Here is a 21668-nt window from a genome sequence, read left to right on the forward strand (position 1 = left end):
CCCGCTTCTTCGCGTCTGCGCGTCGTGCCGTGCGGGCGCCGTCGCGGCCCCGCCCCGTCCCGTCCGGTCCCGTCCCGTCCGGTGCCGAATCGTCCCGTCAGGAAGGGACGGCCGCGCCGACCGCGTCCGGTGCCCCCGCGGCCGATATCCGGGCCAGCGCCTCCGGCTTGGCACAGGGGTGCGCGCCCAGAGCGGTGTGCCGGGCGACGACCGACCGCTCGGCGCGCAGCAGCCGCAGGCCCCGACGGACGAGATACGGGGCGGACTTGCGGCCCTCGCGCAGATCCCGCGCCAGCCGCCGGCGGAAGGTGGTGGTGGGGCGGCCGCGCAGACACAGCGCGTCGGCCAGCAGCCCCGCGGCCCGGCAGTCCGCGATGGCCTCGGCCGCGAAGATGCCCTCCGCGATGAACAGCGGGGCGCCGCCGAGGTCGAGCCCCGACGCGCCGACCCGGGCGCTGGTCGCGATGTCGTACACCGGAACGTCGGCACGCCCCGTACGGCACAGTGCGTCGATGGCCGCGAGGGCGGCGCCGGCGTCCCAGGACAGCGGCGCGTCCCAGTCGGCGCCGCCGCCGTCGGGCAGTTGCGGCAGTGTCGGGTCCGTCCCCTCCTTGTAGAAGTCGTCGAGGTTGAGGACGGGGAGGCCGCTGCGGGCGGCCAGGGACGTCTTGCCGGAACCCGAGGGGCCGGTCAGCAGAACGACCCGGGCCGCAGGGCGCTTGGTGGCGGGCGGCCGGGTGGCGGTGTGGGAGCTCACGGGCACCCATTGTCGCGTATTGCGCCGTGTGGGGTACCCCTGGCGCGCGAGGTGGATCGGCTCCCGCCCCTCAACTACGCTACGCAGTCAATTGATTACCCGAATGCGCTGTCTCGCACAGCACTTCGAACCCCTTCGATCCACAGGCAGGTGGCACATGCCCTCCCACGCGCGTCCCAAGCCCAGTCGTGTTCCGCGTGCTCTGCTGCGGGCGGGACTGGTGATTTCCGCCGCCGGTGCGGCGCTCGCGGCGGGCGGTGCGGCGACGGCGAGCGCGGCCCCCGCCGCCTCGGACCTCGCCACCGACACCGGCGCCGCGGCCTCGGGACTGACCGGCGCACTGCTGCACTCCGCGGCCGGCGGCCTCGGCCCGGTCAAGAACCTGAAGCTGGACCCGCTGGCCAACACCTCCGTCGACCCGCTCGCCAATGCGGTGAGCACCCAGATCGCCGACTTCAAGCCGGTGGGCACCACTCTGCTGACCGGCGCCCTCTCGAACGGCGCCGCGCTCAAGGACCTGCCGCTGGTGGGGACGGTGACGAGGGTGCTGCCGGGGTGAACGGACGCGGCCGGGCCGCGGTCCGGTACACCACAACAGTGCGGGGCCCCGCCACATAGGCGAGGCCCCGCACCGTCGTTCCGTGACGCCGTCCGGGCGCCGCAGCAGCCCTACACCCCCATGGGATGCCAGACCGTCTTCGTCTCCAGGAAGGCCAGCAGGCGGCCGGTGCCGGGGTCGGCGGTCCAGTTGACCGGGGCCGGGCGCAGGACGCGCTTGAGGTTGTCGGCCGCGGCCGTCTCCAGGTCCTTCGCCAGCTCGTCGTTTGCGCCCGCCAGGTCGAGGGCGTTGACGTCCTGGTGGGCGGCGAGCGGGGCGGACAGTTCCGCGGTGCGGCCGGAGAGGATGTTGACCACGCCGCCCGGGAGGTCGGAGGTGGCGAGCACCTCGGCCAGGGAGAGGGCGGGCAGCGGGGCGTTCTCGGCGGCCGCCACGACCACCGTGTTGCCGGTGACGATCGCCGGGGCGATCACCGAGACCAGGCCGAGGAACGACGACTCCTGCGGGGCCAGGACCGCGACCACACCGGTCGGCTCCGGGGCGGAGACGTTGAAGTACGGGCCCGCCACCGGGTTGGTGCCGCCGGCGATCTGGGCGACCTTGTCGGACCAGCCCGCGTACCAGACCCAGCGGTCGATCGCCGCGTCCACCTGCGCCGCGGCCTTCGCCTTCGACAGCCCCTCGGCCGCGGCGACCTCGGCGGTGAACTGGTCGCGGCGGCCCTCCAGCATCTCGGCGACGCGGTAGAGGATCTGGCCGCGGTTGTAGGCCGTGGCGCCGGACCAGCCGCCGAACGCCTTACGGGCGGCGACCACCGCGTCCCGGGCGTCCTTACGGGAGGCCAGGGGCGCGTTGGCGAGCCATGTGCCCTTGGAGTCGGTCACCTCGTACACCCGCCCGCTCTCGGACCGGGGGAACTTGCCCCCGACGTACAGCTTGTAGGTCTTGAAGACGGAGAGTCGGCCAGTCAGCTCAGACATTGAGGTACGCCTCCAGACCGTGCCGGCCGCCCTCGCGGCCGTAGCCCGACTCCTGGTAGCCGCCGAAGGGCGACGCCGGGTCGAACTTGTTGAACGTGTTGGACCAGATGATGCCCGCGCGGAGCTTGTTCGCCATCCACAGCATCCGCGAGCCCTTCTCCGTCCAGATGCCGGCGGAGAGCCCGTAGGGGGTGTTGTTGGCCTTCTCCACGGCCTCGGCCGGGGTGCGGAAGGTCAGCACGGACAGCACCGGGCCGAAGATCTCCTCGCGGGCGATGCGGTGCGCCTGGGTGACGCCGGTGAACAGCGTCGGGGCGAACCAGTAGCCCGAGGTGGGGAGTTCACAGGACGGCGACCAGCGCTCGGCGCCTTCAGCCTCGCCCGCGTCGGCCAGCGACGTGATCCGGGCCAGCTGCTCGGCGGAGTTGATGGCGCCGATGTCGGTGTTCTTGTCGAGCGGGTCGCCCACCCGCAGGGTCCGCATCCGGCGCTTGAGGGCGTCCAGCAGCTCGTCCTGGACGGACTCCTGGACCAGCAGACGGGAGCCCGCGCAGCAGACGTGGCCCTGGTTGAAGAAGATGCCGTTGACGATGCCCTCGACGGCCTGGTCGAGCGGGGCGTCGTCGAAGACGATGTTCGCCGCCTTGCCGCCCAGCTCCAGGGTCACCTTCTTGTCGGTGCCGGCGACCGTACGGGCGATGGCCTTGCCGACGTCGGTGGAGCCGGTGAAGGCGACCTTGTTGACGTCCGGGTGCGCGACCAGCGCGGCGCCCGTGGAACCGTCTCCCGTCAGGATGTTGACGACACCCTTCGGCAGGCCCGCCTGGCGGCAGATGTCCGCGAAGAACAGGGCGGACAGCGGGGTCGTCTCGGCGGGCTTGAGGACGACCGTGTTGCCGGTCGCCAGCGCCGGGGCGATCTTCCAGGCGAGCATCAGCAGCGGGAAGTTCCACGGGATGACCTGGCCGGCGACGCCCAGGGGGCGGGGGTTCGCGCCGTAGCCCGCGTGGTCGAGCTTGTCGGCCCAGCCCGCGTAGTAGAAGAAGTGCGCGGCGACCAGCGGCAGATCGGCGTCCCGGGACTCCCGGATCGGCTTGCCGTTGTCCAGCGACTCCAGCACGGCCAGCTCGCGCGAGCGCTCCTGGATGAGCCGGGCGATCCGGAAGAGGTACTTGGCGCGCTCGGCGCCGGGCAGCGCGGACCACTTCTCGAAGGCCTTACGGGCGGCCGTCACGGCGCGGTCGACGTCGTCGCCGGTGGCCTGGGCGACCTCGGAGAGGACCTCCTCCGACGACGGGGAGACGGTCTTGAAGACCTTGCCGTCGGAGGCCGGGGCGAACTCGCCGTCGATGAACAGGCCGTAGGACGGCGCGATGTCGACGACGGAGCGGGACTCGGGTGCGGGTGCGTAATCGAAGGTCATGGGAGCCTCAGTCCACCGTGACGTAGTCGGGGCCGGAGTAGCGGCCGGTGCTGAGCTTCTGGCGCTGCATCAGCAGGTCGTTCAGGAGGCTGGAGGCGCCGAAGCGGAACCAGTCGGCGGTCAGCCAGGGCTCGCCGAGCGTCTCGTTGACCATGACCAGGTACTTGATCGCGTCCTTGGTCGTCCGGATGCCGCCGGCCGGCTTCACCCCGACCTGCACGCCGGTCGCGGCGTGGAAGTCCCGGACCGCCTCCAGCATCAGGAGGGTGACCGGCGGGGTGGCGTTGACGGCGACCTTGCCGGTCGAGGTCTTGATGAAGTCGGCGCCCGCGAGCATCGCCAGCCAGGAGACCCGGCGCACGTTGTCGTACGTCTGGAGCTCACCGGTCTCGAAGATGACCTTGAGGTGCGCCGCTGTGCCGTCCGGCCGGACGCACGCCTCCTTGACGGCCTTGATCTCCTCGAAGACGTCCATATACCGGCCGGAGAGGAAGGCGCCCCGGTCGATCACCATGTCGATCTCGTCGGCGCCGGCCGCGACCGCGTCACGGGTGTCGGCGAGCTTGACCGGCAGCGCGGCGCGGCCCGCGGGGAAGGCGGTGGCGACGGACGCGACATGGATGCCGGAGTCGCCGAGCGCCTCCTTGGCCGTCGCGACCATGTCCGGGTAGACACAGATCGCCGCGACCTTGGGGCTGGTGCGGTCGGTGGGGTCGGGGTGGACGCCCTTGGCGCACAGCGCCCGGACCTTGCCCGGGGTGTCCGCGCCTTCGAGGGTCGTCAGGTCGATCATCGAGATGGCGAGATCGATGGCGTACGCCTTCGCCGTCGTCTTGATCGAGCGGGTGCCGAGGCCGGCGGCGCGGGCTTCGAGGCCGACCGCGTCGACGCCGGGGAGGCCGTGGAGGAAGCGGCGCAGCGCACCGTCGTCGGCGGTCACGTCCGCCATTGACGCCAGACGCCCCGCGGCTTCCTTGCCGTATGCGGGAACAGTGATGGGCATGGTCACGAGGGGAGCATATCTACGCGCGTAGCACCATGTCATCCCCCTCAGCCGACCGAATCCGGCCGGGCCGGGCCGCGCCGATTCCGGCAACGTGCCCGGTGACGGGCGGCGCAGGAGGCCGCCACCGGGGCCCGGAGGTGGCCGCACCCCGCGCCCGAATGATGCCGTAACGCAATGTCCGGCATCCGGACGGTCGGGCAGAATCGGCCCCATGACGAGCCAGGACCGGACCTCCCCGCCCCAACAGCAGTACGCGGAGCGCAGCTACCGCTCGCCCGCGGCCCTCGTCGGCGGCGCGCTGCTCCTCCTGCTCGGACTCTGGCTCGGCGGCGACGCCCTGCTGCGGGGCGACCTGCGCACCAAGCTGACGGCGCTGTTCGCGCTGCTCCTCGGGGTGCCGCTGGTGGTCGCCTTCACCCTGCGGCCGCTGGTCAGGGCGGGCGAGGACCGGCTGACGGTGCGTAACCCGTTCCGTACGATCACGCTGCCGTGGGGCGCGGTGGAGGACCTGCGGGCGGCGTTCTCCGCCGAGGTGTTCACCAGCGGCGGCAAGTACCAGCTGTGGGCCATCCCGGTCTCGCTGCGGCAGCGCAAGAAGGTCAGCCGCCAGGCGGCCCGGGGCTCCGCGCCCCGCCCCCGGTTCGGGCTCGACGCCGACGCCGGTCCGGTGCCGCGCGCCATGGCCGACCAGACCCTCGACGAGCTGCGCGAGATCAAGGAGCGCGCCACCCACCGCGAGAACGCCCAGGGCGAACCGGCGGTGCGCTGGTCGTACGCGGTCCTCGCCCCGCTGGTGGTGGGGGCGGTGGGGCTGGTGGTGATGGTGGCGGTGTAGCTGCGCCGCCGGGGTCGCGCCGTAGCGCTGGGCTGTTACGGCCCGGGGCCTGGCTGTAGTGGTGGGGCTGTAGTTGCTGTGGGCCCAGGGGGCGAACTGCCTCGGGTCCAGGGGGGCGGGGTTCGGGGGCGCGCCCCAGGGTTGTTTCCCCGCCGCCCACCCCGGTGTTGTTGTTTCCCCGCCGCCCACCCCCCTTCGGGGGGTGGGCGGGTACGGGAGTGGTGGTTCAGGGCCCGCTGGGGGTGGCGGGTACGGGAGGGTGCACCAGGCCCCTTCAGGCGGGGCGGTCCAGGAGAGGCAATCCACGCCCGCCCCCGGACGAACGGCCCCAGGGCCGTAAGGCGCCCCCCACCCCCTCAGATCCCCGCCGCCTCCGCCAGATCTCGCTTGATCGACTCCAGCGCCGTGACGGCCTTCGTGCGGGCCTCGGGCAGCGCCTGGGGTGCGGACACCGGGACCACGACCTCCAGGTAGCACTTGAGCTTGGGCTCGGTGCCGCTGGGGCGGACCACCACGCGGGCGGCCTCGATGCCGGCCGCCGGTGAACCGGACAGGTAGTAGCGCAGCCCGTCGGTCGGCGGCAGCGTCTCCGTGCCCTGCGCCAGGTCGTCGGCGCGGGTCACGGTCAGGCCCGCCAGCGCGGTCGGCGGCTGCTCGCGCAGCCTGCGCATGGCGTCGGCGATCAGCGACAGGTCCTCGACGCGGACCGAGAGCTGGTCGGTGGCGTGCAGCCCGTGTTCCAGCGCGAGGTCGTCGAGCAGGTCGCCGAGGGTGCGCCCGGACTGCTTGAGTTCCGCGGCCAGCTCGGTGATCAGCAGGGCCGCGGTGATGCCGTCCTTGTCGCGGACGCCCGCCGGGTCGACGCAGTAGCCGAGCGCCTCCTCGAAGGCGTACCGCAGACCGTCCACCCGGGCCAGCCACTTGAAGCCGGTCAGCGTCTCCTCGTACGGGAGCGAGGCGGCGGCCGCGATACGGGACAGCAGCTGGGAGGAGACGATGGTCGTCGCGAACGTGCCGGCCGCCCGCTTGCGCACCAGGTGGGCGGCGAGCAGCGCGCCGACCTCGTCGCCGCGCAGCATCCGCCAGCCGTCCGGCGTGCCCGGGTCGGGGACGGCGACGGCGCAGCGGTCCGCGTCGGGGTCGTTGGCGATCACGATGTCGATGTCCGCGCCCGCCGCCCGGGCGGTGGCGAACGCGAGGTCCATCGCGCCCGGCTCCTCCGGGTTGGGGAAGGCGACCGTCGGGAAGTCCGGGTCCGGCTCGGCCTGTTCCGCGACGACCGTCGGCGCCGGGAATCCGGCCCGTGCGAAGGCGGCGACGAGGGTGTCCCGGCCGACGCCGTGCATGGGCGTGTAGACGACCTTCGTGTCCCGGGGGGAGCCGGGTGTCAGCACCGCGTCCGTACGCGCCAGATAGGCGGCCAGGACCGTCTCGTCGAGGGTTTCCCAGCCGGCCTCCGGGCGCGGGACGTCGGCGAGCGCGCGGACCGCGGCGATCTCGGCGGCGATCTCGCCGTCCGCGGGCGGCACGATCTGGGAGCCGTCGCCCAGGTAGACCTTGTAGCCGTTGTCGCGCGGCGGGTTGTGGCTGGCGGTGACCTCGACCCCGGCCACCGCGCCCAGGTGCCTTATCGCGAAGGCCAGGACCGGGGTGGGCAGCGGGCGCGGCAGCACCGCCGCGCGCAGGCCCGCGCCGACCATCACGGCCGCCGTGTCACGGGCGAAGTCGGCGCTCTTGTGGCGGGCGTCGTAGCCGATGACCACCAGGCCCGAGCCGTCGCCCTGCGCCTTGAGGTACGCGGCGAGGCCGGCCGCGGCCCGGATGACCACGGAGCGGTTCATCCGCATCGGGCCCGCGCCCAGTTCACCGCGCAGCCCGGCGGTGCCGAACTGGAGGGTGCCGGCGAACCGGGCGGCCAGCTCGTCGGTGTCCTCGGCTGCGATGAGCTTGGCGAGCTCGTCCCGGGTCTCCGGGTCGGGGTCCTCGGCCAGCCATGCCTGGGCCCGGTGGGTCAGCTCCGCGGGATCGGTAGCCACGTGATGCTCCTGACGGTGGATGCGGGTGGGGGCGCGCTGAGGACAGCTGAGGAGGCAGGGCCCTCTCGGCTCGTCACGCATACCCGGTACGCGGGTACGGGGAGCCGCGAAACCGGCCATTGCCACTGGATGGCAGCGCGCGGGGGAGGGCCGCGCCGCGCGGTGGGGTGGACCGGCGGGCAGGCGGCGGGCCCGGTGCGGTGCCGACGGGGCGGCCCGGCGGGTGGGGCACCCGCCGTGGCCGTCAGCCGTCGTCGTCCGGTGCGGCGCCGTGGCGCCGCGGTGGCTCAGAGCTTGCCGAGCACCTGGGCGAGCAGGCTGCCCATCCGGGTCGCGGAGTCGCGGCCGGCCTGCAGCACCTCTTCGTGGTTGAGCGGCTCGCCCGTCATGCCGGCGGCGAGGTTCGTCACCAGCGACAGCCCGAGCACCTCGGCGCCGGCCTCGCGCGCCGCGATGGCCTCCAGGACGGTGGACATCCCGACCAGGTCGGCGCCCAGGGTCCGGATCATCTTGATCTCGGCCGGGGTCTCGTAGTGCGGGCCGGGGAACTGGGCGTAGACGCCCTCCTCCAGGCTCGGGTCGACCTCCTTGCACAGCGCGCGCAGCCGCGGCGAGTACAGGTCCGTCAGGTCGACGAAGTTCGCGCCGACGATCGGGGAGGTGGCGGTCAGGTTGAGGTGGTCGCTGATGAGGACCGGCTGGCCGGGGCGCATGCCCTCGCGCAGACCGCCGCACCCGTTGGTGAGCACGATGGTCTTGCAGCCGGCCGCGGCGGCGGTGCGGACGCCGTGCGCGACCGCGGCGACCCCGCGGCCTTCGTAGTAGTGGGTACGGCCCAGGAAGACCAGCGCCCGCTTCGCGCCGACCTGGTACGAGCGGATCTTGCCGCCGTGCCCGGCGACGGCCGGTGCCGGGAAGCCGGGCAGCTCGGTGACGGGGAATTCGTGCTCGGGCGCGCCCAGGGCCTCGGCGGCCGGGGCCCAGCCGGAGCCCATCACGAGGGCGACGTCATGGGTCTCGGCGCCGGTCAGCTCACGCAGACGGGCGGCGGCGTCGGCGGCGGCACCCTGGGGGTCGCGCGCGATGTCCGGAGTAACAGATGCGTTCACGCGGACGAGGGTAGCCGGTAATGCCCTACGCGCGTAGATGTCGCTGCTCACGGTGCTGGGATCGGATCGTTGTGGCATCTGCCAAAAGCAGGTTCCCGGGCGCGTCGCGGCACCCGTACGGCGGCGTGCCCGCCCCGGCCGGCGCGGTGCCGCCCGTCAGCAGGGCCGCTTGCGCAGCTCCATCACATAGTCGTGCGGCGCGCCCGCCGACTCCGCGGCGTCCGCGATCTCGCCCAGATAGCGGGCCGACGGCAGACCGCCCTCATAGCCGTTGAGGACAAAGATCCACGCCGCCTCGTCGCCTTCGAGGGTGTGCACCCGCACCCGCATCCGGCGGTAGATGTCCATGCCGACGCCCTCCCAGCGGTCCATGGACTCCTCGTCCATGGGCGCGATGTCGTAGAGCGCGACGAAGAGCTGGGAGCCGGGGGATTCGACGACCGTCGCCAGCGCGCCCTCCCAGCCCATCTGCTCGCCGCCGAAGGTGAGCCGCCAGCCGCTGAGCCAGCCGGTGCCGCGCAGCGGCGAGTGCGGTGCGCGGCGGGACATCAGCCGCGCGTCGAGGTTGCCGGCGTACGCGGCGTAGAGCGACATGGTTCCGAGGGTACGGGAGGTTGCCCGTCGGGCTCGTGGTACCCGAGGTCCGGACGGGAGACCCGGTGCGGCCCGCTCCGGTGCTCGTCAGAGGCGGAGGGCGCCCCCGGGCGAGAGTGACGTACGGGCGTGCGGGACAATGGAGTACGTGACTCGGATCGTGATCATCGGTGGTGGGCCCGGCGGCTACGAAGCGGCCCTGGTGGCGGCTTCTCTCGGCGCGGAGGTGACCGTCGTCGACTGCGACGGTCTGGGCGGGGCGTCGGTGCTGACCGACTGCGTGCCGTCGAAGACTCTGATCGCCACGGCCGAGGTGATGACCACCTTCGACTCCTCCTACGAGGAGCTCGGCATCATCGTCGAGGACGACACTCCGCACGTGGACCGGCCCGCCCGGGTCGTCGGCGTCGACCTCGGCAAGGTCAACCGACGCGTCAAGCGGCTCGCGCTCGCCCAGTCGCATGACATCACCGCGTCCGTGACCCGTGCCGGCGGCCGGGTCATGCGCGGCCGCGGCCGGCTGGAGCCGGGCCAGGCGCCGGACGGTTCCCGCAAGGTGACGGTCACCGCCGCCGACGGTACCTCGGAGGGCCTGATCGCGGACGCGGTGCTGATCGCCACCGGCGCGCACCCCCGCGAGATCCCGGACGCGCTCCCCGACGGCGAGCGGATCCTGAACTGGACGCAGGTCTACGACCTCGACGAGCTGCCCGAAGAGCTGATCGTGGTCGGCTCCGGTGTGACCGGCGCCGAGTTCGCCGGTGCCTACCAGGCGCTCGGCTCCCGCGTCACCCTCGTCTCCTCCCGTGACCGCGTGCTGCCGGGCGAGGACCCGGACGCCGCCGCCGTCCTGGAGGACGTCTTCCGCCGCCGCGGCATGAACGTCATGTCGCGCTCCCGGGCCCAGTCCGCCAAACGGGTCGGCGACCGCGTCGAGGTCACCCTGGCCGACGGCCGCATGATCTCCGGTACGCACTGCCTGATGGCGGTCGGCTCCATCCCCAACAGCGACGGCATCGGCCTGGAAGCGGCCGGCGTCAAGCTCACGGACTCCGGCCACATCTGGACCGACAAGGTCTCCCGCACCAGCGCCCAGGGCGTGTATGCGGCCGGTGACTGCACCGGCGTCTTCGCGCTGGCGTCCGTCGCCGCGATGCAGGGCCGGATCGCGATGTACCACTTCCTCGGTGACGCGGTCACCCCGCTGAACCTCAAGACGGTCTCCGCCAACGTCTTCACCGACCCGGAGATCGCCACTGTCGGTTACTCCCAGGCCGACGTCGACAGCGGCCGGATCGACGCCCGGGTCGTCAAGCTGCCGCTGCTGCGCAACCCGCGCGCCAAGATGCAGGGCATCCGCGACGGCTTCGTGAAGCTGTTCTGCCGCCCCGGCACCGGCATCGTCGTGGGCGGTGTGGTCGTCTCCCCGCGCGCCAGTGAGCTGATCCATCCCATCTCGATCGCGGTCGACAACAATCTGACCGTCGAGCAGATCGCCAACGCCTTCACGGTCTACCCGTCGCTGTCCGGATCGATCGCCGAGGTCGCCCGCCAGCTGCACACGCGCAAGGCCGCCAGCGAGTAACCGGGGGTGCCGGACGGGCGGCGGCCGATTCGAATGTTCGTGCCCGCCGTGCGTACTGGGAATGAAACGTCCCTGCATCGGACCGGGACCGGGCCGCTCCGGTCCCGGCCGCCGCGGGCCCCGGCAAGGCGACTGACCAGGGGTCAAGCGCCTCGTCCCGCCCGGCAGTTCGACATCCGCACGACATATGCATACCGCATACCACGTCACGCTCCGCGGTGCGCACAACTTCCGTTAATTGGTGCAACCTGCTGAAAACAGACGGTCGTTGGCGTTACTGTCAGTTTCGTGTTCGCTGCAGAACGTCGCCAATTGATCCTTGAAATGGTGCGCGCCAATGGAGCCGTATCGCTCCGGGAGCTCGCCCGCGTCGTCCAGACCTCCGAAGTAACCGTACGGCGGGACGTGCGGGCGCTGGAGGCAGAGGGACTGCTCGACCGCCGGCACGGCGGTGCGGTCCTGCCGGGAGGCTTTACCCGCGAATCAGGATTCCCACAGAAGTCCCATCTAGCGACCGCGGAGAAGACGGCCATCGCCGATCTCGCGGCCGGCTTCGTCGAAGAGGGCGAGGCCATCGTCGTCGGCGCGGGAACGACCACGCAGGAGCTGGCCCGCCGGCTCGCGCGGGTCCCCGGCCTGACCGTCGTCACCAACTCCCTGCTGGTCGCCCAGGCGTTGGCCCATGCCAACCGCGTCGAGGTCGTGATGACCGGCGGCACCCTGCGCGGCTCCAACTACGCGCTGGTCGGCAGCGGTGCCGAACAGTCCCTCCAGGGCCTGCGGGTCTCCCGCGCCTTCCTGTCGGGCAGCGGGCTGACCGCCGAGCGCGGTCTGTCCACGTCCAACATGCTCTCCGCCAGCGTCGACCGGGCGCTGGTGCAGGCGGCGGGGGAGGTGGTGGTGCTCGCCGACCACACCAAGCTCGGCTCCGACACCATGTTCCAGACCGTGCCCACGGATGTGATCACACGGCTGGTCACGGACGAGCCGCCGGGCCATGACGACCGCGCCGCCACGGAACTCCAGGCGCTGGCCGATCAGGGCGTCCAGATCGCCGTCGCCAACGGCTCGGGCGTGGGTCACGGGCCGGGGCAGCCAGGGCGGGACGGTGCGCCGGGGGACCGCAGAGGACCCCGGCGGGACGTCCCGCTCCCGGGCCAGCGGCGCAGCCATGCGCCGGGCGGCGGGGCCGGTGGTCCACAGCTCCGCTCGGCCCCGTCCCTGAGTGAGGCCTCCGGCGGCCGGGTCGCCGATCTGGCACCACGGCGGCGCTGAGCTGTCCGCAGACGTCGGGGGCGCGCCACCGTGGCGCGCCTCCCCGGCGCCGGGGACCGCAGCTCAGTGGTGGTCCCCCTTCAGCCCGCGCAGCGTGAGCGTCAGCAGCCGGTCGGCGAGCTTGGGGTCGGCCGGGGATTCCTCGACGGCCAGCGCGATGCCGTTGGTCAGCTGCATCAGATCGCTGATGCTCACATCCGGGCGTACGGCCCCGGCCTGCTGGGCCCGCGTCAGCAGTGCACCGCCGGCCTCCCGCATCGGCACGCTGCACCGGGCCATGCCCGAGCTGTCGTCGGCCGATGCCGTCATCAGCGCGCGGGACAGCCCGCGGTAGGTGGTGGCGTGGGTGATGATCGCGCGCAGCCATTCGACCAGCGCGGCGCACGGCTGCGGCGCGTCGGCCAGTGCCCTGGCGTGCGTCAGCAGGGCGTCCACCTCGCCCTGGAAGACCGCGCCCATCAGGGCGGTCCGGTTGGGGAAGTGGCGGTAGAGGGTGCCGATGCCGACGCCGGCGCGGCGGGCGATGTCCTCCAGTGAGGTGTCCGTGCCGTGCTCGGTGAAGGCCGTACGGGCCTCGGTCAGCAGCCGCTCGTAATTGCGGCGGGCATCGGCCCGCATGGGGCGTACCTCAGGCGTCCGCGCCGGTGCGGTCGCCGCCGGGTCCGTCGTCTGCGGCTGCCCTGCCGTCTCGGTCGCCATCGCCGTCCTCCCTCGACCCGGCCATGTGCGGCCCGGTGGGTCCAGGATGCCATTGCGTCGTCGGCCGCTGTCCCGGTGCGGTGGGCACGGCTTTCCGGACTGCCCCTCCGTATGGCCGGAACGCCTCCGCCGCCCCCGTCCGGTGGCCGTACGGCAGACCGGGGATGAAGTCCCGGCATCCCCCGGTGGGCACGCGGCCGAACACCTCGGCGGCCCCGCAACGCCGGGGCGGCAAGCGCCATCAAACCAGGCGCAATGAGGTCTTCCGGGGTCTTCCGGAGGACCGGGGAGGACGCCGTGGGGGCCGCCGGGGAAGCGGGCGCGGCGCGGGACATCTGGGGAAGACGTCATGGGACTGACCAGCCGATCGCTGTTGTACGCCGTGGCCGCGGTCGCCGTGGTCTGTGTGGGCCTCACGCTCTGGCTGTGGCCGCGGTTCGCTGGGCGCGGGCCGCGGGCGCTGCTGGGGCGGCTCGGCTCGATCTTCGCGACCCAGCTGGCCATCGTGGCGGCGCTCGGCCTCGTGGTGAACGCCAACTTCCAGTTCTACGGGTCGTGGCACGAGCTGCTCGGCCTCTACGACGACGCCCCGGCCGCCGTCGGCAAATGGGGCGACCAGGGGGCGGCCGGGCCCGTCGGCGACCCGTCGAAGGGCCTGGTGCAGCCCTCGGGGCCGGAGGGGCTGGACAAGGTGCACGGTCTGCCGAAGGGGGCGCCGGAGCAGGCCGGGAAGGTCGAGACCGTACGGATCGTCGGGAAGCGGACCCGGGTGGTGAATCCGGCGTATGTCTATCTGCCGCCGCAGTACTTCCAGCCGCAGTACGACCGTCAGCGGTTCCCCGTCGTCGTCGCGCTCAGCGGCTACCCCGGCGGCACCTTCCTGCTCGGCCAGCATCTGCGGCTGCCGCAGACCGCCGGGCGGCTGATCCGGGCCGGGCGGATGAAGCCGACCGTCATCGTGATGCTGCGGCCCACCATCGCCCCGCCCCGCGACACCCAGTGCGTCGATGTGCCGGGCGGACCGCAGGCCGAGACGTTCATCGCCCGCGATGTGCCGGACGCGCTCCGGTCGCACTACCGCGTCGGCCACGACCCCGGCGCCTGGGGCCTGCTGGGCTACTCCTCGGGCGGCAGCTGCGCCCTCCAGCTCGCCATGCGGCACGACCGTACGTACTCCGCGGCGGCCGCCCTGTCGCCCGACTACAAGGTCAGCAACGACCCCACGACCGGCAACCTCTTCGGCGAGGGGCGGGACCGGGTGCGCCGCCGCCAGGAGCACGATCTGATGTGGCGGCTGCGGCATCTGCCCGTGCCGCGGGTGGACGTCCTGGTGGGCACCAGCCGCAGCGGCGAGAAGAACTACCCGGCGGCCCAGGCGTTCCTCGCCGCGGTCAAGCCGCCGATGACGGCGACCTCCGTCGTCCTCCCGCACGGCAGCCACAACTTCGCCACCTGGCGGCGTGAACTGCCCGAGGCGCTGAACTGGATGGACCGGTCGCTGACCTTCCCGGAGGACGTGGTGGGGAACTCGTAGGCGCTCCGGAACGGACACGAGGGGCTCCCGGCGGCAGTTGCCGGGAGCCCCTCGTCCGTCTGGCGGAACGCCGTCGGGTCAGTCCTTGATCTCGCAGATCACCGCGCCGGACGTGAGCGCAGCGCCGACCTCGGCGGTCAGGCCCTTGATGGTGCCGGAGCGGTGCGCGTTGAGCGGCTGCTCCATCTTCATGGCCTCCAGGACGACCACCAGCTCACCCTCGGTGACCTGCTGGCCCTCCTCGACGGCGACCTTGACGATGGTGCCCTGCATCGGGGAGGCGAGCGCGTCGCCGGAGGCGGCGCTGCCGGACTTCTTGGCGGCCTTCCGCTTCGGCTTGGCACCGCCCGCGACCGCGGCCCGGGCCAGCGGCATGCCCAGCGAGGACGGCAGCGAGACCTCCAGGCGCTTGCCGCCGACCTCGACGACGACCGTCTCGCGGCTGTCGGCCTCGCCCTCGTCCGCGCCGGGTGCGGCGAACGGGGGGATCTCGTTGACGAACTCGGTCTCGATCCAGCGGGTGTGGACCGTGAACGGGTCGCTGGAGCCGGTGAGTTCGGGGGCGAACGCCAGGTCCTGGACGACCGTGCGGTGGAAGGGGATGGCGGTGGCCATGCCCTCGACGGTGAACTCCGCCAGCGCCCGCGCGGCGCGCTGGAGGGCCTGCTGACGCGTGGCGCCGGTGACGATCAGCTTGGCCAGCAGCGAGTCCCAGGCCGGGCCGATGACGCTGCCGGACTCCACGCCCGCGTCCAGACGGACACCGGGGCCGGACGGCGCGTCGAACCGCGTGACCGAGCCGGGGGCCGGGAGGAAGTTGCGGCCCGGGTCCTCGCCGTTGATCCGGAACTCGAAGGAGTGGCCGCGGACCGCCGGGTCGTCGTAGCCGAGCTTCTCGCCGTCGGCGATCCGGAACATCTCCCGGACCAGGTCCAGGCCGGTGACCTCCTCGGTGACCGGGTGCTCGACCTGGAGCCGGGTGTTGACCTCCAGGAAGGAGATCGTGCCGTCCTGGCCGACGAGGAACTCGCAGGTGCCGGCGCCCTCGTAGTTGGCCTCCTTGAGGATGGCCTTGGACGCGCGGTACAGCTCGGCGTTCTGCTCCTCCGTCAGGAACGGGGCCGGGGCCTCCTCCACCAGCTTCTGGTGGCGGCGCTGGAGCGAACAGTCACGGGTCGAGACCACGACCACATTGCCGTGCTTGTCGGCCAGGCACTGGGTCTCGACATGCCGCGGACGGTCCAGGTAGCGCTCGACGAAGCACTCGCCGCGGCCGAACGCGGCCACCGCCTCGCGCACCGCGGAGTCATACAGCTCCGGAACCTCTTCGAGCGTCCGGGCCACCTTCAGACCGCGGCCGCCGCCACCGAAGGCCGCCTTGATCGCGATGGGCAGGCCGTGCTCCTTGGCGAAGGCCACGACCTCGTCCGAGCCGGAGACCGGGTCGGGCGTGCCGGCGACCAGCGGCGCACCGGCGCGCTGGGCGATGTGCCGGGCGGCGACCTTGTCGCCGAGGTCACGGATGGCCTGCGGGGGCGGGCCGATCCACGTCAGCCCGGCGTCCAGGACGGCCTGCGCGAACTCGGCGTTCTCCGACAGGAAGCCGTACCCGGGGTGGATGGCGTCCGCGCCCGAATCGGCAGCGGCAGCCAGGACCTTGGCGATGTCCAGGTAACTGGTGGCAGGAGTGTCACCGCCCAAGGCGTATGCCTCGTCTGCCGCGCGTACGTGCAGCGCGTCCCGGTCGGGGTCGGCGTAGACGGCTACGCTGCCGATCCCCGCGTCCCGGCAAGCACGGGCAACGCGAACAGCGATTTCGCCACGGTTGGCGATGAGCACCTTGCGCACGATGGGTCCTTCCTTGGCGCTTCGCCGCATCTATTGGATGCCGCGATTTTAGGGACTGGCGACACCGCGTGCCGACCCGTTCCCTGGGGTGAGCTTGCCCACACGGAGTGTGTTCGGGGCGCCAGTGAGGAACCTAAGTCCCCTGGTATCCCAGGGTAGGCCCGGATTCCTGGGCTCCGGCCCGGGGCCTGGTGTGGCCTAGGTCTCGAACTTCGGGCGTCCAGCGGATCGTCAATTCTTTGTGGAGTCCCTACGAATGGGCGAAGGAAACTTTGCGGTCGGCTCCGTCCGTCGGCGCGCCGTCGCCCTCTTGCCCGCAGTCGTCCACACCGACCCGTGCACAACCCTTGCCCCAGCTATTACCCTCCCCCAAGCTCTTCACGAGCAGGGGGGACCCCCAGTAGCGTGCCCGATGTCTTCCGGTACCGATGGGTAACCGGAGTGACGGCGGCAACAGGCGCCCACATGGCGCATCGGGCGGGCGAACGGTGGAAGTGGGTGGACGGGGTGCGGGTGGCACGACGGCCGGTGGCCTTGGCCGCGGCGGTGGTACTGATCCTGGAGGCGTTCGGGATCGTGCTGCTGAACTGGATTCTGAGTATCGTCGTGGACCGCCAGCAGATGTCGCTGGCCGGGCTCCAGCCCCGCGCGATGTCCACCGGCTCCTGGGTGGGGGGCATTCTCTTCGGCCTCTACCTGCTGTTCTGTGCCGTGGTTCTGCTCCGCTGCGCCCTGCGCGACCGCGCCCCCGGCGGTTTCACCCGGATCGCCCTCATCAGCTGTGCGGTGGTGCACGGCATGCTCGGCGCCTTCGCCGTCGGCCTGGTCGGCTGGGTCGCCTTCCTCGCGATGATGGTCGTGCTGGCGCTGCTGGTGCTGACGCTGATGGCGTACGGCGAGGGCTCTTCGGGGGACGCGCACGGAAACGCGGAAAACACCCCGAACGGCGCACCGCCGGTGGCCCCCACCTCCGCCTGACCCCTCGCTTCCCGTCCGGCGACGGGGCCGGGCAGCCCCGGTCAGGCGCGAACTCCCCCTGTCCCGGGGCGGATCGGCCCGGCCGCTACTTCACCGGCGCGTGCTCCCGCAGCACCTCCAGGAACGCCCGCATCCACTCGGGGTGGTCGGGCCAGGCGCGGGCCGAGACGACCTTGCCGTCGACCACCGCGGCGCCGTCGACGAAGGTGCCGCCGCCCATCTCCACGTCCGGTGCGCAGGCCGGGTAGGCGGAAGTGCGGCGGCCCTTGAGGACGCCGAGCGGGGCCAGTGAGAGGGCCGCGTGGCAGATGTGGGCGACGGGCTTGTCGGCGTCGAAGAAGTGGGTGACGACGCGGCGGTAGTCGGGGTCGTTGCGGAGGTACTCGGGTGCCCGGCCGCCGGGGAGCACCAGCGCCGCGTAGTCGGCCGGATCGACTTCGGACAGTGCGAGGTCGGCCGGCCAGGAGTGGCCCTCGCGTTCGACGTAGGTGTCGAAGTTGTCGACGAAGTCATGGACGACGAACTGGAGCTTCTTGCGGGTGAGGGCCGCGATCGTGGGCTCGTAGCCCTCCTCCAGCAGCCGCTGGTAGGGGTAGAAGAACTCCAGGTCCTCGGTGGCGTCACCGGCGATGAGCAGGATCTTCGGCATGGTGCGGACTCCTCATGACGGACCCGACCGGGGCGATCGAGTCGTTTCGGGTCAATCGGTTCCCCACTCGGTGACCTCGAATGCGTCGCCCACCGTCACCTTTCCGGTCCCCACCACCGCGAACTTCGATCCGAACGCCACCCCGCCCTCGGGCACCCGCCGGTACGCGGCGAGCGTGCGCAGCGGTTCGGGCCCGGCCCTGCCGCCCGTCTGCTGGTTGACGAGGGTGACCGCGCAGCGGATGGCCAGCTTGGTGAACCCCAGCACCCCGCCGCCGACGGTGACCCGGCGCACCCGGTCCTCGGTCTGCGGCGCTTGCCAGCCGTCCACCACGAAGTTGGGGCGAAAACGGTCCATCGGGACCGGGGTGCGGCCGGCGGCGGCGATCCGGCGGTTGAGGTCGTCAAGGGTCGCCCGGGAGAGGACATGCACGGCGCTGCTGTCGGCGAAGCCGGAGGTGCCGGGGGTGAGCCCGTCGGTCACCCGGCCGTGCTCCGGCGGTACCCGCACCAGCCGGCTCTCCGCGCCCAGGACTTCGGACAGCCAGCGGGCCACCCGGTCCCCCTGGTCGACCGCGCGGTACGGCGTCCCGAACATCTCGACCTCGGACCGCGCCGCCGAGCCGACGCCGGTGTCGACGTCCAGGTGGAGGGGGTCGCAGCCCGGCGCGTGCAGGGTGAGGTGCGCCCCGCCGGCCTCGACCGCCGGGCGGATCACCGCCAGCCGGGGGTCCGTGCGCTGGCTGCGGAAGACGCCGCCGGGGCCGACGACCAGGAAGCTGCGGTCGTGGGCGAGGCCGGCCGGGGTCAATTCCGCCTCGGTCGCCGGGGCACCGGCGCAGCCCTTGACGGGGTAGCTGATCAGTTCGACAACGGTTGCCATACGGGCAGCGTAGGTACCGGGAGCCTGCCCGTGGCCGCCTTTGCCGTCTGTGGCCGCTTCTCGACCCTCGGCAGGACGGCCGGCGGAGGCGGGAGGCTCAGGTCCACAGCTCCGTGATCGCGACGTCCAGGTCGGCGAGCAGCCGGCGCAGCAGCGGCAGGGAGAGGCCGATGACATTGCCGTGGTCGCCGTCGATGCCGTCGATGAAGGGGGCGGAGCGGCCGTCGAGGGTGAAGGCGCCGGCGACGAACAGCGGTTCGCCGCTTTCCACGTAGGCGGCGATCTCCTCGTCGGTCGGCTCGCCGAAACGGACCGTGGTCGAGGCGGTGGCGGAGACCCGGCGGCCGGTCGCGGTGTCGATCACGCAGTGGCCGGTCTGAAGGACGCCGGAGCGGCCGCGCATGGACTTCCAGCGGGCGGTGGCGTCCTCGGCGTCGGCGGGCTTGCCGAGCGCCCGCCCGTCCAGCTCCAGGACCGAGTCACAGCCGACGACCAGGGCGCCGGCGGCCTCCGGACGGCCGGCCACCGCCTCGGCCTTGGCCTCGGCCAGTACGCGGGCCAGCTCACCGGGCGTGGGCGCGGTGAGCGCGTCCTCATCGACGCCGCTGACGATGACCTCGGGGGCCAGCCCGGCCTGGTGCAGCAGGGCCAGCCGGGCGGGGGACTGGGAGGCGAGGACGAGACGGCGGGGGCGGGACTCTTCGGTCATGCCCGCCATCGTACGGAGCCCCCGCCGCCGCGCGGGCCCCCGGACTACTTCTTGAGCACCGCCTCCATGACCGACTTCGCGATCGGTCCGCCCAGCTTGCCGCCGGCGATCTGCTCCCGGGGAATGTCCATGTCCTTGGGGTCGACGAAGACGGCGACCGCGACCGGGGAGCTGCCGTCGCTCTGCTTGGCGTAGGAGACGAACCAGGCGTAGGGCCGCTCGTCGTTGACGTTCGCGCCATGCTGGGCGGTGCCGGTCTTGCCGCCGACGGTCACCCCGTCGATAGCGGCCTTCTCGGCGGTGCCTTCGTTGACGGTGTACTCCATCATCTCCTGCACCTTCTTCGCGGTGTCGGCGGAGACGGCCTGGGACATCAGCTTCGGCTCGGCCTTCTCCAGCGTCGACAGGTCGGAGCCGCGCACCTCGTCGACCAGGTGCGGCATCATCACCTTGCCGTCGTTGGCGAGACCGGCGGCCACCATCGCCATCTGCATCGGCGTGCTGGTGAGGCTGCCCTGGCCCATACCGGTCAGCGCGGTCTGCGGCCGGTCGAGCTGCTTCGGGTAGAGGCTCTTGGTGGCCAGCAGGTCGCCGAGGTCCTCGTCGTAGACGTTCTCGTTGAAGCCGAACTTCTGGGCGGTCTCGCGCATCTTGTCCTTGCCGACCTTGAGCGCGGCGTCGAGGAAGACGTTGTTGCAGGACCACTGCATACCGGTCTTGAGCGAGGCCTTGTCGCAGGGCGCGCCCGCGACATCGTTCCCGACCTTCGTGGTGCTCTGCGGCAGCTGGTACGGGGCCGATGCGCCCGAGGACGCGTTGATGTCGGAGACCACGCCGTGTTCCAGGGCCGCCGCCGCGGTGAGGATCTTGAAGGTGGAGCCGGGGGCGTAGGTCTCGCGCAGCGCCCGGTTGTTCAGCGGCTTGGACTTCTGGGCGTCCAGCGCCTTGAACTTCCGGCCCTCGGCGTTGGAGATGCCGGTGAAGACCGACGGGTCGTAGGAGGGGGTGGAGGCGAGGGCGAGGACCCTGCCGTTGCGCGGGTCGAGCGCGACCACCGCGCCCTTGGCGTTGAGGTCGGTCAGGCCCTTGTACGCGGCCTTCTGCGCCTTGGGGTCGATGGTGGTGATCACATCGCCGCCGCGCGGCTTCTCGCCGGTGAGGATGTCCTTGGCGTTCTTCAGGGCGAGCCGGTCGTCCTTGCCGCTGAGCACCTTGTTGTAGATGCCTTCGAGGAAGGTCGTCCCCTGGGCCTGGGAGGCGAAGCCGGTGACCGGCGCGTACATCGGGCCGTCCTTGTACGTCCGCTTGTACTTGAAGTCACCGGAGGTCGCCACCGACCCGGTGACCGGCTGGCCGCCGACGATGATGTTGCCGCGCGGGTAGGAGAACGCCTCGATCTTGACGCGGCGGTTGTGCGGGTCGTTGGCGAGCTCGTCGGCCTGGACGAACTGGACCCATGTCACACGCGCCAGCAGGGCCAGCACCAGCACCCCGCAGAAGACGGCTATATGCCTCAGCGGCCTGTTCATCGCTCTCCCACTTCTGTCCGGCTGCCGTCCGGGCGACCGAAAGCCCGAATTGCGCTGTCAAGAGAGAAAGAAGCGAAATCGGGGGAAGCGGTTGCAGAAGGGAACTGTGAGTGTTGCCTCTCCGGTGGCGGGAACAGCGAGGTGCCCCGCGTACGGGGGCGGCTACCAGCCCGTGAGCAGGGCCATCAGCACCACCGCGACCACAGCCAGCACGATGCCCATCCGGCGGAGCTTGGCCTGCACATCGCGCAGCTCCTCAGGAGGCTCATCGGGCGGATCTGACCACAGCATGTATCGATCCTGTGCCCATGACGCGCGTGGCGCCTGAGTACGCGTACTCAGGCGCCACGGGGTAAAGGGACTAGTCAATGCACTATGCACCGACCGGGTGGCCCGACGGCCACCCGGTGTCATCCGGTCAATGCGGCCAGTAACTCGTCCGCCAGGCCCGCGGCCCCGGATGCGGCATACGGGCCCGCGCAGGAACCGTGGACGCGGGGTCCGACCACTCGGTGCCGCGGTCCGTCTTTCCGGGCGCGACGGCAGCGGCGGCCGCCGCGCGGGCCTGAACCACCGCCAGTGCGGCGGCCAGCTCCTCAGGGGTCGGATTGCCCCGTACGACCTTGATCATCGAGAACGGCTCCCTTCGCCGGTTCCGCTGGTTCGGCTGGTTCCGCTGGT

Annotated in this window: 21 protein-coding genes; 6 read left to right on the forward strand and 15 right to left on the reverse strand. The window is 72.0% G+C overall.

Annotated features, from left to right (window positions below; all coding sequences use genetic code 11):
- Nucleotides 1-97: 97 nt before the first annotated feature.
- Nucleotides 98-757, reverse strand: a complete 660-nt coding sequence (locus QT196_RS25290) for an ATP-binding protein (RefSeq protein ID WP_168481106.1) — start codon at nucleotides 755-757, stop codon at nucleotides 98-100.
- Nucleotides 758-914: 157 nt separating this feature from the next.
- On the opposite strand from QT196_RS25290, the gene QT196_RS25295 reads away from it, so the two are divergent.
- Nucleotides 915-1316 carry a hypothetical protein gene (locus tag QT196_RS25295; RefSeq protein ID WP_168481107.1) on the forward strand — a complete coding sequence of 134 codons (402 nt, stop codon included), beginning with the start codon at nucleotides 915-917 and terminating at the stop codon, nucleotides 1314-1316.
- 110 nt (nucleotides 1317-1426) lie between these two features.
- Here QT196_RS25295 and QT196_RS25300 read toward each other — a convergent pair whose 3' ends face one another.
- Genes QT196_RS25300 through deoC form a run of 3 tightly spaced genes read right to left on the reverse strand, consistent with a single transcriptional unit; the run spans nucleotide 1427 to nucleotide 4722 of the window.
- A complete protein-coding gene (locus QT196_RS25300; protein WP_211117415.1) occupies nucleotides 1427-2296 on the reverse strand; it encodes an aldehyde dehydrogenase family protein in 870 nt (289 codons plus the stop codon).
- Nucleotides 2289-3719 carry an aldehyde dehydrogenase family protein gene (locus QT196_RS25305; protein ID WP_168481108.1) on the reverse strand — a complete coding sequence of 477 codons (1431 nt, stop codon included), beginning with the start codon at nucleotides 3717-3719 and terminating at the stop codon, nucleotides 2289-2291. The genes QT196_RS25300 and QT196_RS25305 overlap by 8 nt, the downstream gene beginning before the upstream one ends.
- A gap of 7 nt (nucleotides 3720-3726) precedes the next feature.
- Nucleotides 3727-4722 carry a deoxyribose-phosphate aldolase gene (gene deoC / locus QT196_RS25310; protein WP_211117605.1) on the reverse strand — a complete coding sequence of 332 codons (996 nt, stop codon included), beginning with the start codon at nucleotides 4720-4722 and terminating at the stop codon, nucleotides 3727-3729.
- 214 nt (nucleotides 4723-4936) lie between these two features.
- Here deoC and QT196_RS25315 point away from each other — a divergent pair, with 214 nt between their 5' ends.
- Entirely contained in the window at nucleotides 4937-5560 is a 624-nt protein-coding gene (locus tag QT196_RS25315; RefSeq protein ID WP_168481109.1) for a PH domain-containing protein, read from the forward strand.
- Nucleotides 5561-5916: 356 nt separating this feature from the next.
- On the opposite strand, the gene QT196_RS25320 is transcribed toward QT196_RS25315, so the two are convergent.
- The 3 genes from QT196_RS25320 to QT196_RS25330 form a co-directional block, all read right to left on the reverse strand.
- A complete protein-coding gene (locus QT196_RS25320) occupies nucleotides 5917-7596 on the reverse strand; it encodes a phospho-sugar mutase (protein ID WP_290355758.1) in 1680 nt (559 codons plus the stop codon).
- A gap of 287 nt (nucleotides 7597-7883) precedes the next feature.
- Nucleotides 7884-8705, reverse strand: coding sequence for a purine-nucleoside phosphorylase (locus tag QT196_RS25325; RefSeq protein ID WP_042147790.1), 822 nt, complete (start codon nucleotides 8703-8705; stop codon nucleotides 7884-7886).
- 156 nt (nucleotides 8706-8861) lie between these two features.
- Nucleotides 8862-9299, reverse strand: a complete 438-nt coding sequence (locus tag QT196_RS25330; protein ID WP_168481111.1) for a gamma-glutamylcyclotransferase — start codon at nucleotides 9297-9299, stop codon at nucleotides 8862-8864.
- Here QT196_RS25330 and QT196_RS25335 point away from each other — a divergent pair.
- Both QT196_RS25335 and QT196_RS25340 read left to right on the forward strand, forming a co-directional pair.
- Nucleotides 9298-10884 carry an NAD(P)H-quinone dehydrogenase gene (locus QT196_RS25335; protein WP_266733884.1) on the forward strand — a complete coding sequence of 529 codons (1587 nt, stop codon included), beginning with the start codon at nucleotides 9298-9300 and terminating at the stop codon, nucleotides 10882-10884. The genes QT196_RS25330 and QT196_RS25335 overlap by 2 nt on opposite strands.
- Nucleotides 10885-11172: 288 nt before the next feature.
- On the forward strand, nucleotides 11173-12159 hold the full coding sequence (locus tag QT196_RS25340) for a DeoR/GlpR family DNA-binding transcription regulator (protein WP_168481113.1): 987 nt from the start codon (nucleotides 11173-11175) through the stop codon (nucleotides 12157-12159).
- Between the two features lie 63 nt (nucleotides 12160-12222).
- Here the strand turns inward: QT196_RS25340 and QT196_RS25345 are convergent, their stop codons facing one another.
- A complete protein-coding gene (locus QT196_RS25345; protein WP_168483970.1) occupies nucleotides 12223-12777 on the reverse strand; it encodes a TetR/AcrR family transcriptional regulator in 555 nt (184 codons plus the stop codon).
- Between the two features lie 430 nt (nucleotides 12778-13207).
- On the opposite strand from QT196_RS25345, the gene QT196_RS25350 reads away from it, so the two are divergent.
- Nucleotides 13208-14392, forward strand: a complete 1185-nt coding sequence (locus tag QT196_RS25350; RefSeq protein WP_266733883.1) for an alpha/beta hydrolase-fold protein — start codon at nucleotides 13208-13210, stop codon at nucleotides 14390-14392.
- 78 nt (nucleotides 14393-14470) lie between these two features.
- Here the strand turns inward: QT196_RS25350 and QT196_RS25355 are convergent, their stop codons facing one another.
- Nucleotides 14471-16240 (reverse strand): biotin carboxylase N-terminal domain-containing protein, encoded by a 1770-nt coding sequence (locus QT196_RS25355; RefSeq protein WP_266733882.1) that lies wholly within the window; start codon nucleotides 16238-16240, stop codon nucleotides 14471-14473.
- A 465-nt stretch (nucleotides 16241-16705) separates the two neighbouring features.
- Between QT196_RS25355 and QT196_RS25360 the strand changes: the two genes are divergently transcribed.
- Nucleotides 16706-17218 (forward strand): hypothetical protein, encoded by a 513-nt coding sequence (locus QT196_RS25360; RefSeq protein WP_168481116.1) that lies wholly within the window; start codon nucleotides 16706-16708, stop codon nucleotides 17216-17218.
- Between the two features lie 85 nt (nucleotides 17219-17303).
- Here QT196_RS25360 and QT196_RS25365 read toward each other — a convergent pair whose 3' ends face one another.
- The 6 genes from QT196_RS25365 to QT196_RS25390 all read right to left on the reverse strand — a co-directional run bounded on the left by QT196_RS25365 (nucleotide 17304) and on the right by QT196_RS25390 (nucleotide 21618).
- On the reverse strand, nucleotides 17304-17867 hold the full coding sequence (locus QT196_RS25365) for a DJ-1/PfpI family protein (RefSeq protein WP_168481117.1): 564 nt from the start codon (nucleotides 17865-17867) through the stop codon (nucleotides 17304-17306).
- Between the two features lie 51 nt (nucleotides 17868-17918).
- A complete protein-coding gene (locus QT196_RS25370; protein ID WP_290355759.1) occupies nucleotides 17919-18749 on the reverse strand; it encodes an MOSC N-terminal beta barrel domain-containing protein in 831 nt (276 codons plus the stop codon).
- 97 nt (nucleotides 18750-18846) lie between these two features.
- Nucleotides 18847-19458: a nucleoside triphosphate pyrophosphatase gene (locus QT196_RS25375; protein WP_290355760.1), complete on the reverse strand. Its 612-nt coding sequence runs from the start codon at nucleotides 19456-19458 to the stop codon at nucleotides 18847-18849.
- Between the two features lie 44 nt (nucleotides 19459-19502).
- On the reverse strand, nucleotides 19503-20987 hold the full coding sequence (locus QT196_RS25380) for a penicillin-binding protein 2 (protein WP_266733878.1): 1485 nt from the start codon (nucleotides 20985-20987) through the stop codon (nucleotides 19503-19505).
- A gap of 162 nt (nucleotides 20988-21149) precedes the next feature.
- Nucleotides 21150-21278: a hypothetical protein gene (locus tag QT196_RS25385; protein WP_266733877.1), complete on the reverse strand. Its 129-nt coding sequence runs from the start codon at nucleotides 21276-21278 to the stop codon at nucleotides 21150-21152.
- 127 nt (nucleotides 21279-21405) lie between these two features.
- Nucleotides 21406-21618: an acyl-CoA carboxylase epsilon subunit gene (locus tag QT196_RS25390; protein WP_168481121.1), complete on the reverse strand. Its 213-nt coding sequence runs from the start codon at nucleotides 21616-21618 to the stop codon at nucleotides 21406-21408.
- Nucleotides 21619-21668 lie beyond the last annotated feature (50 nt).

It is taken from the genome of Streptomyces sp. P9-2B-2 (assembly GCF_030406865.1).
In the GTDB taxonomy this organism is placed as follows: Bacteria; Actinomycetota; Actinomycetes; order Streptomycetales; family Streptomycetaceae; genus Streptomyces; species Streptomyces platensis.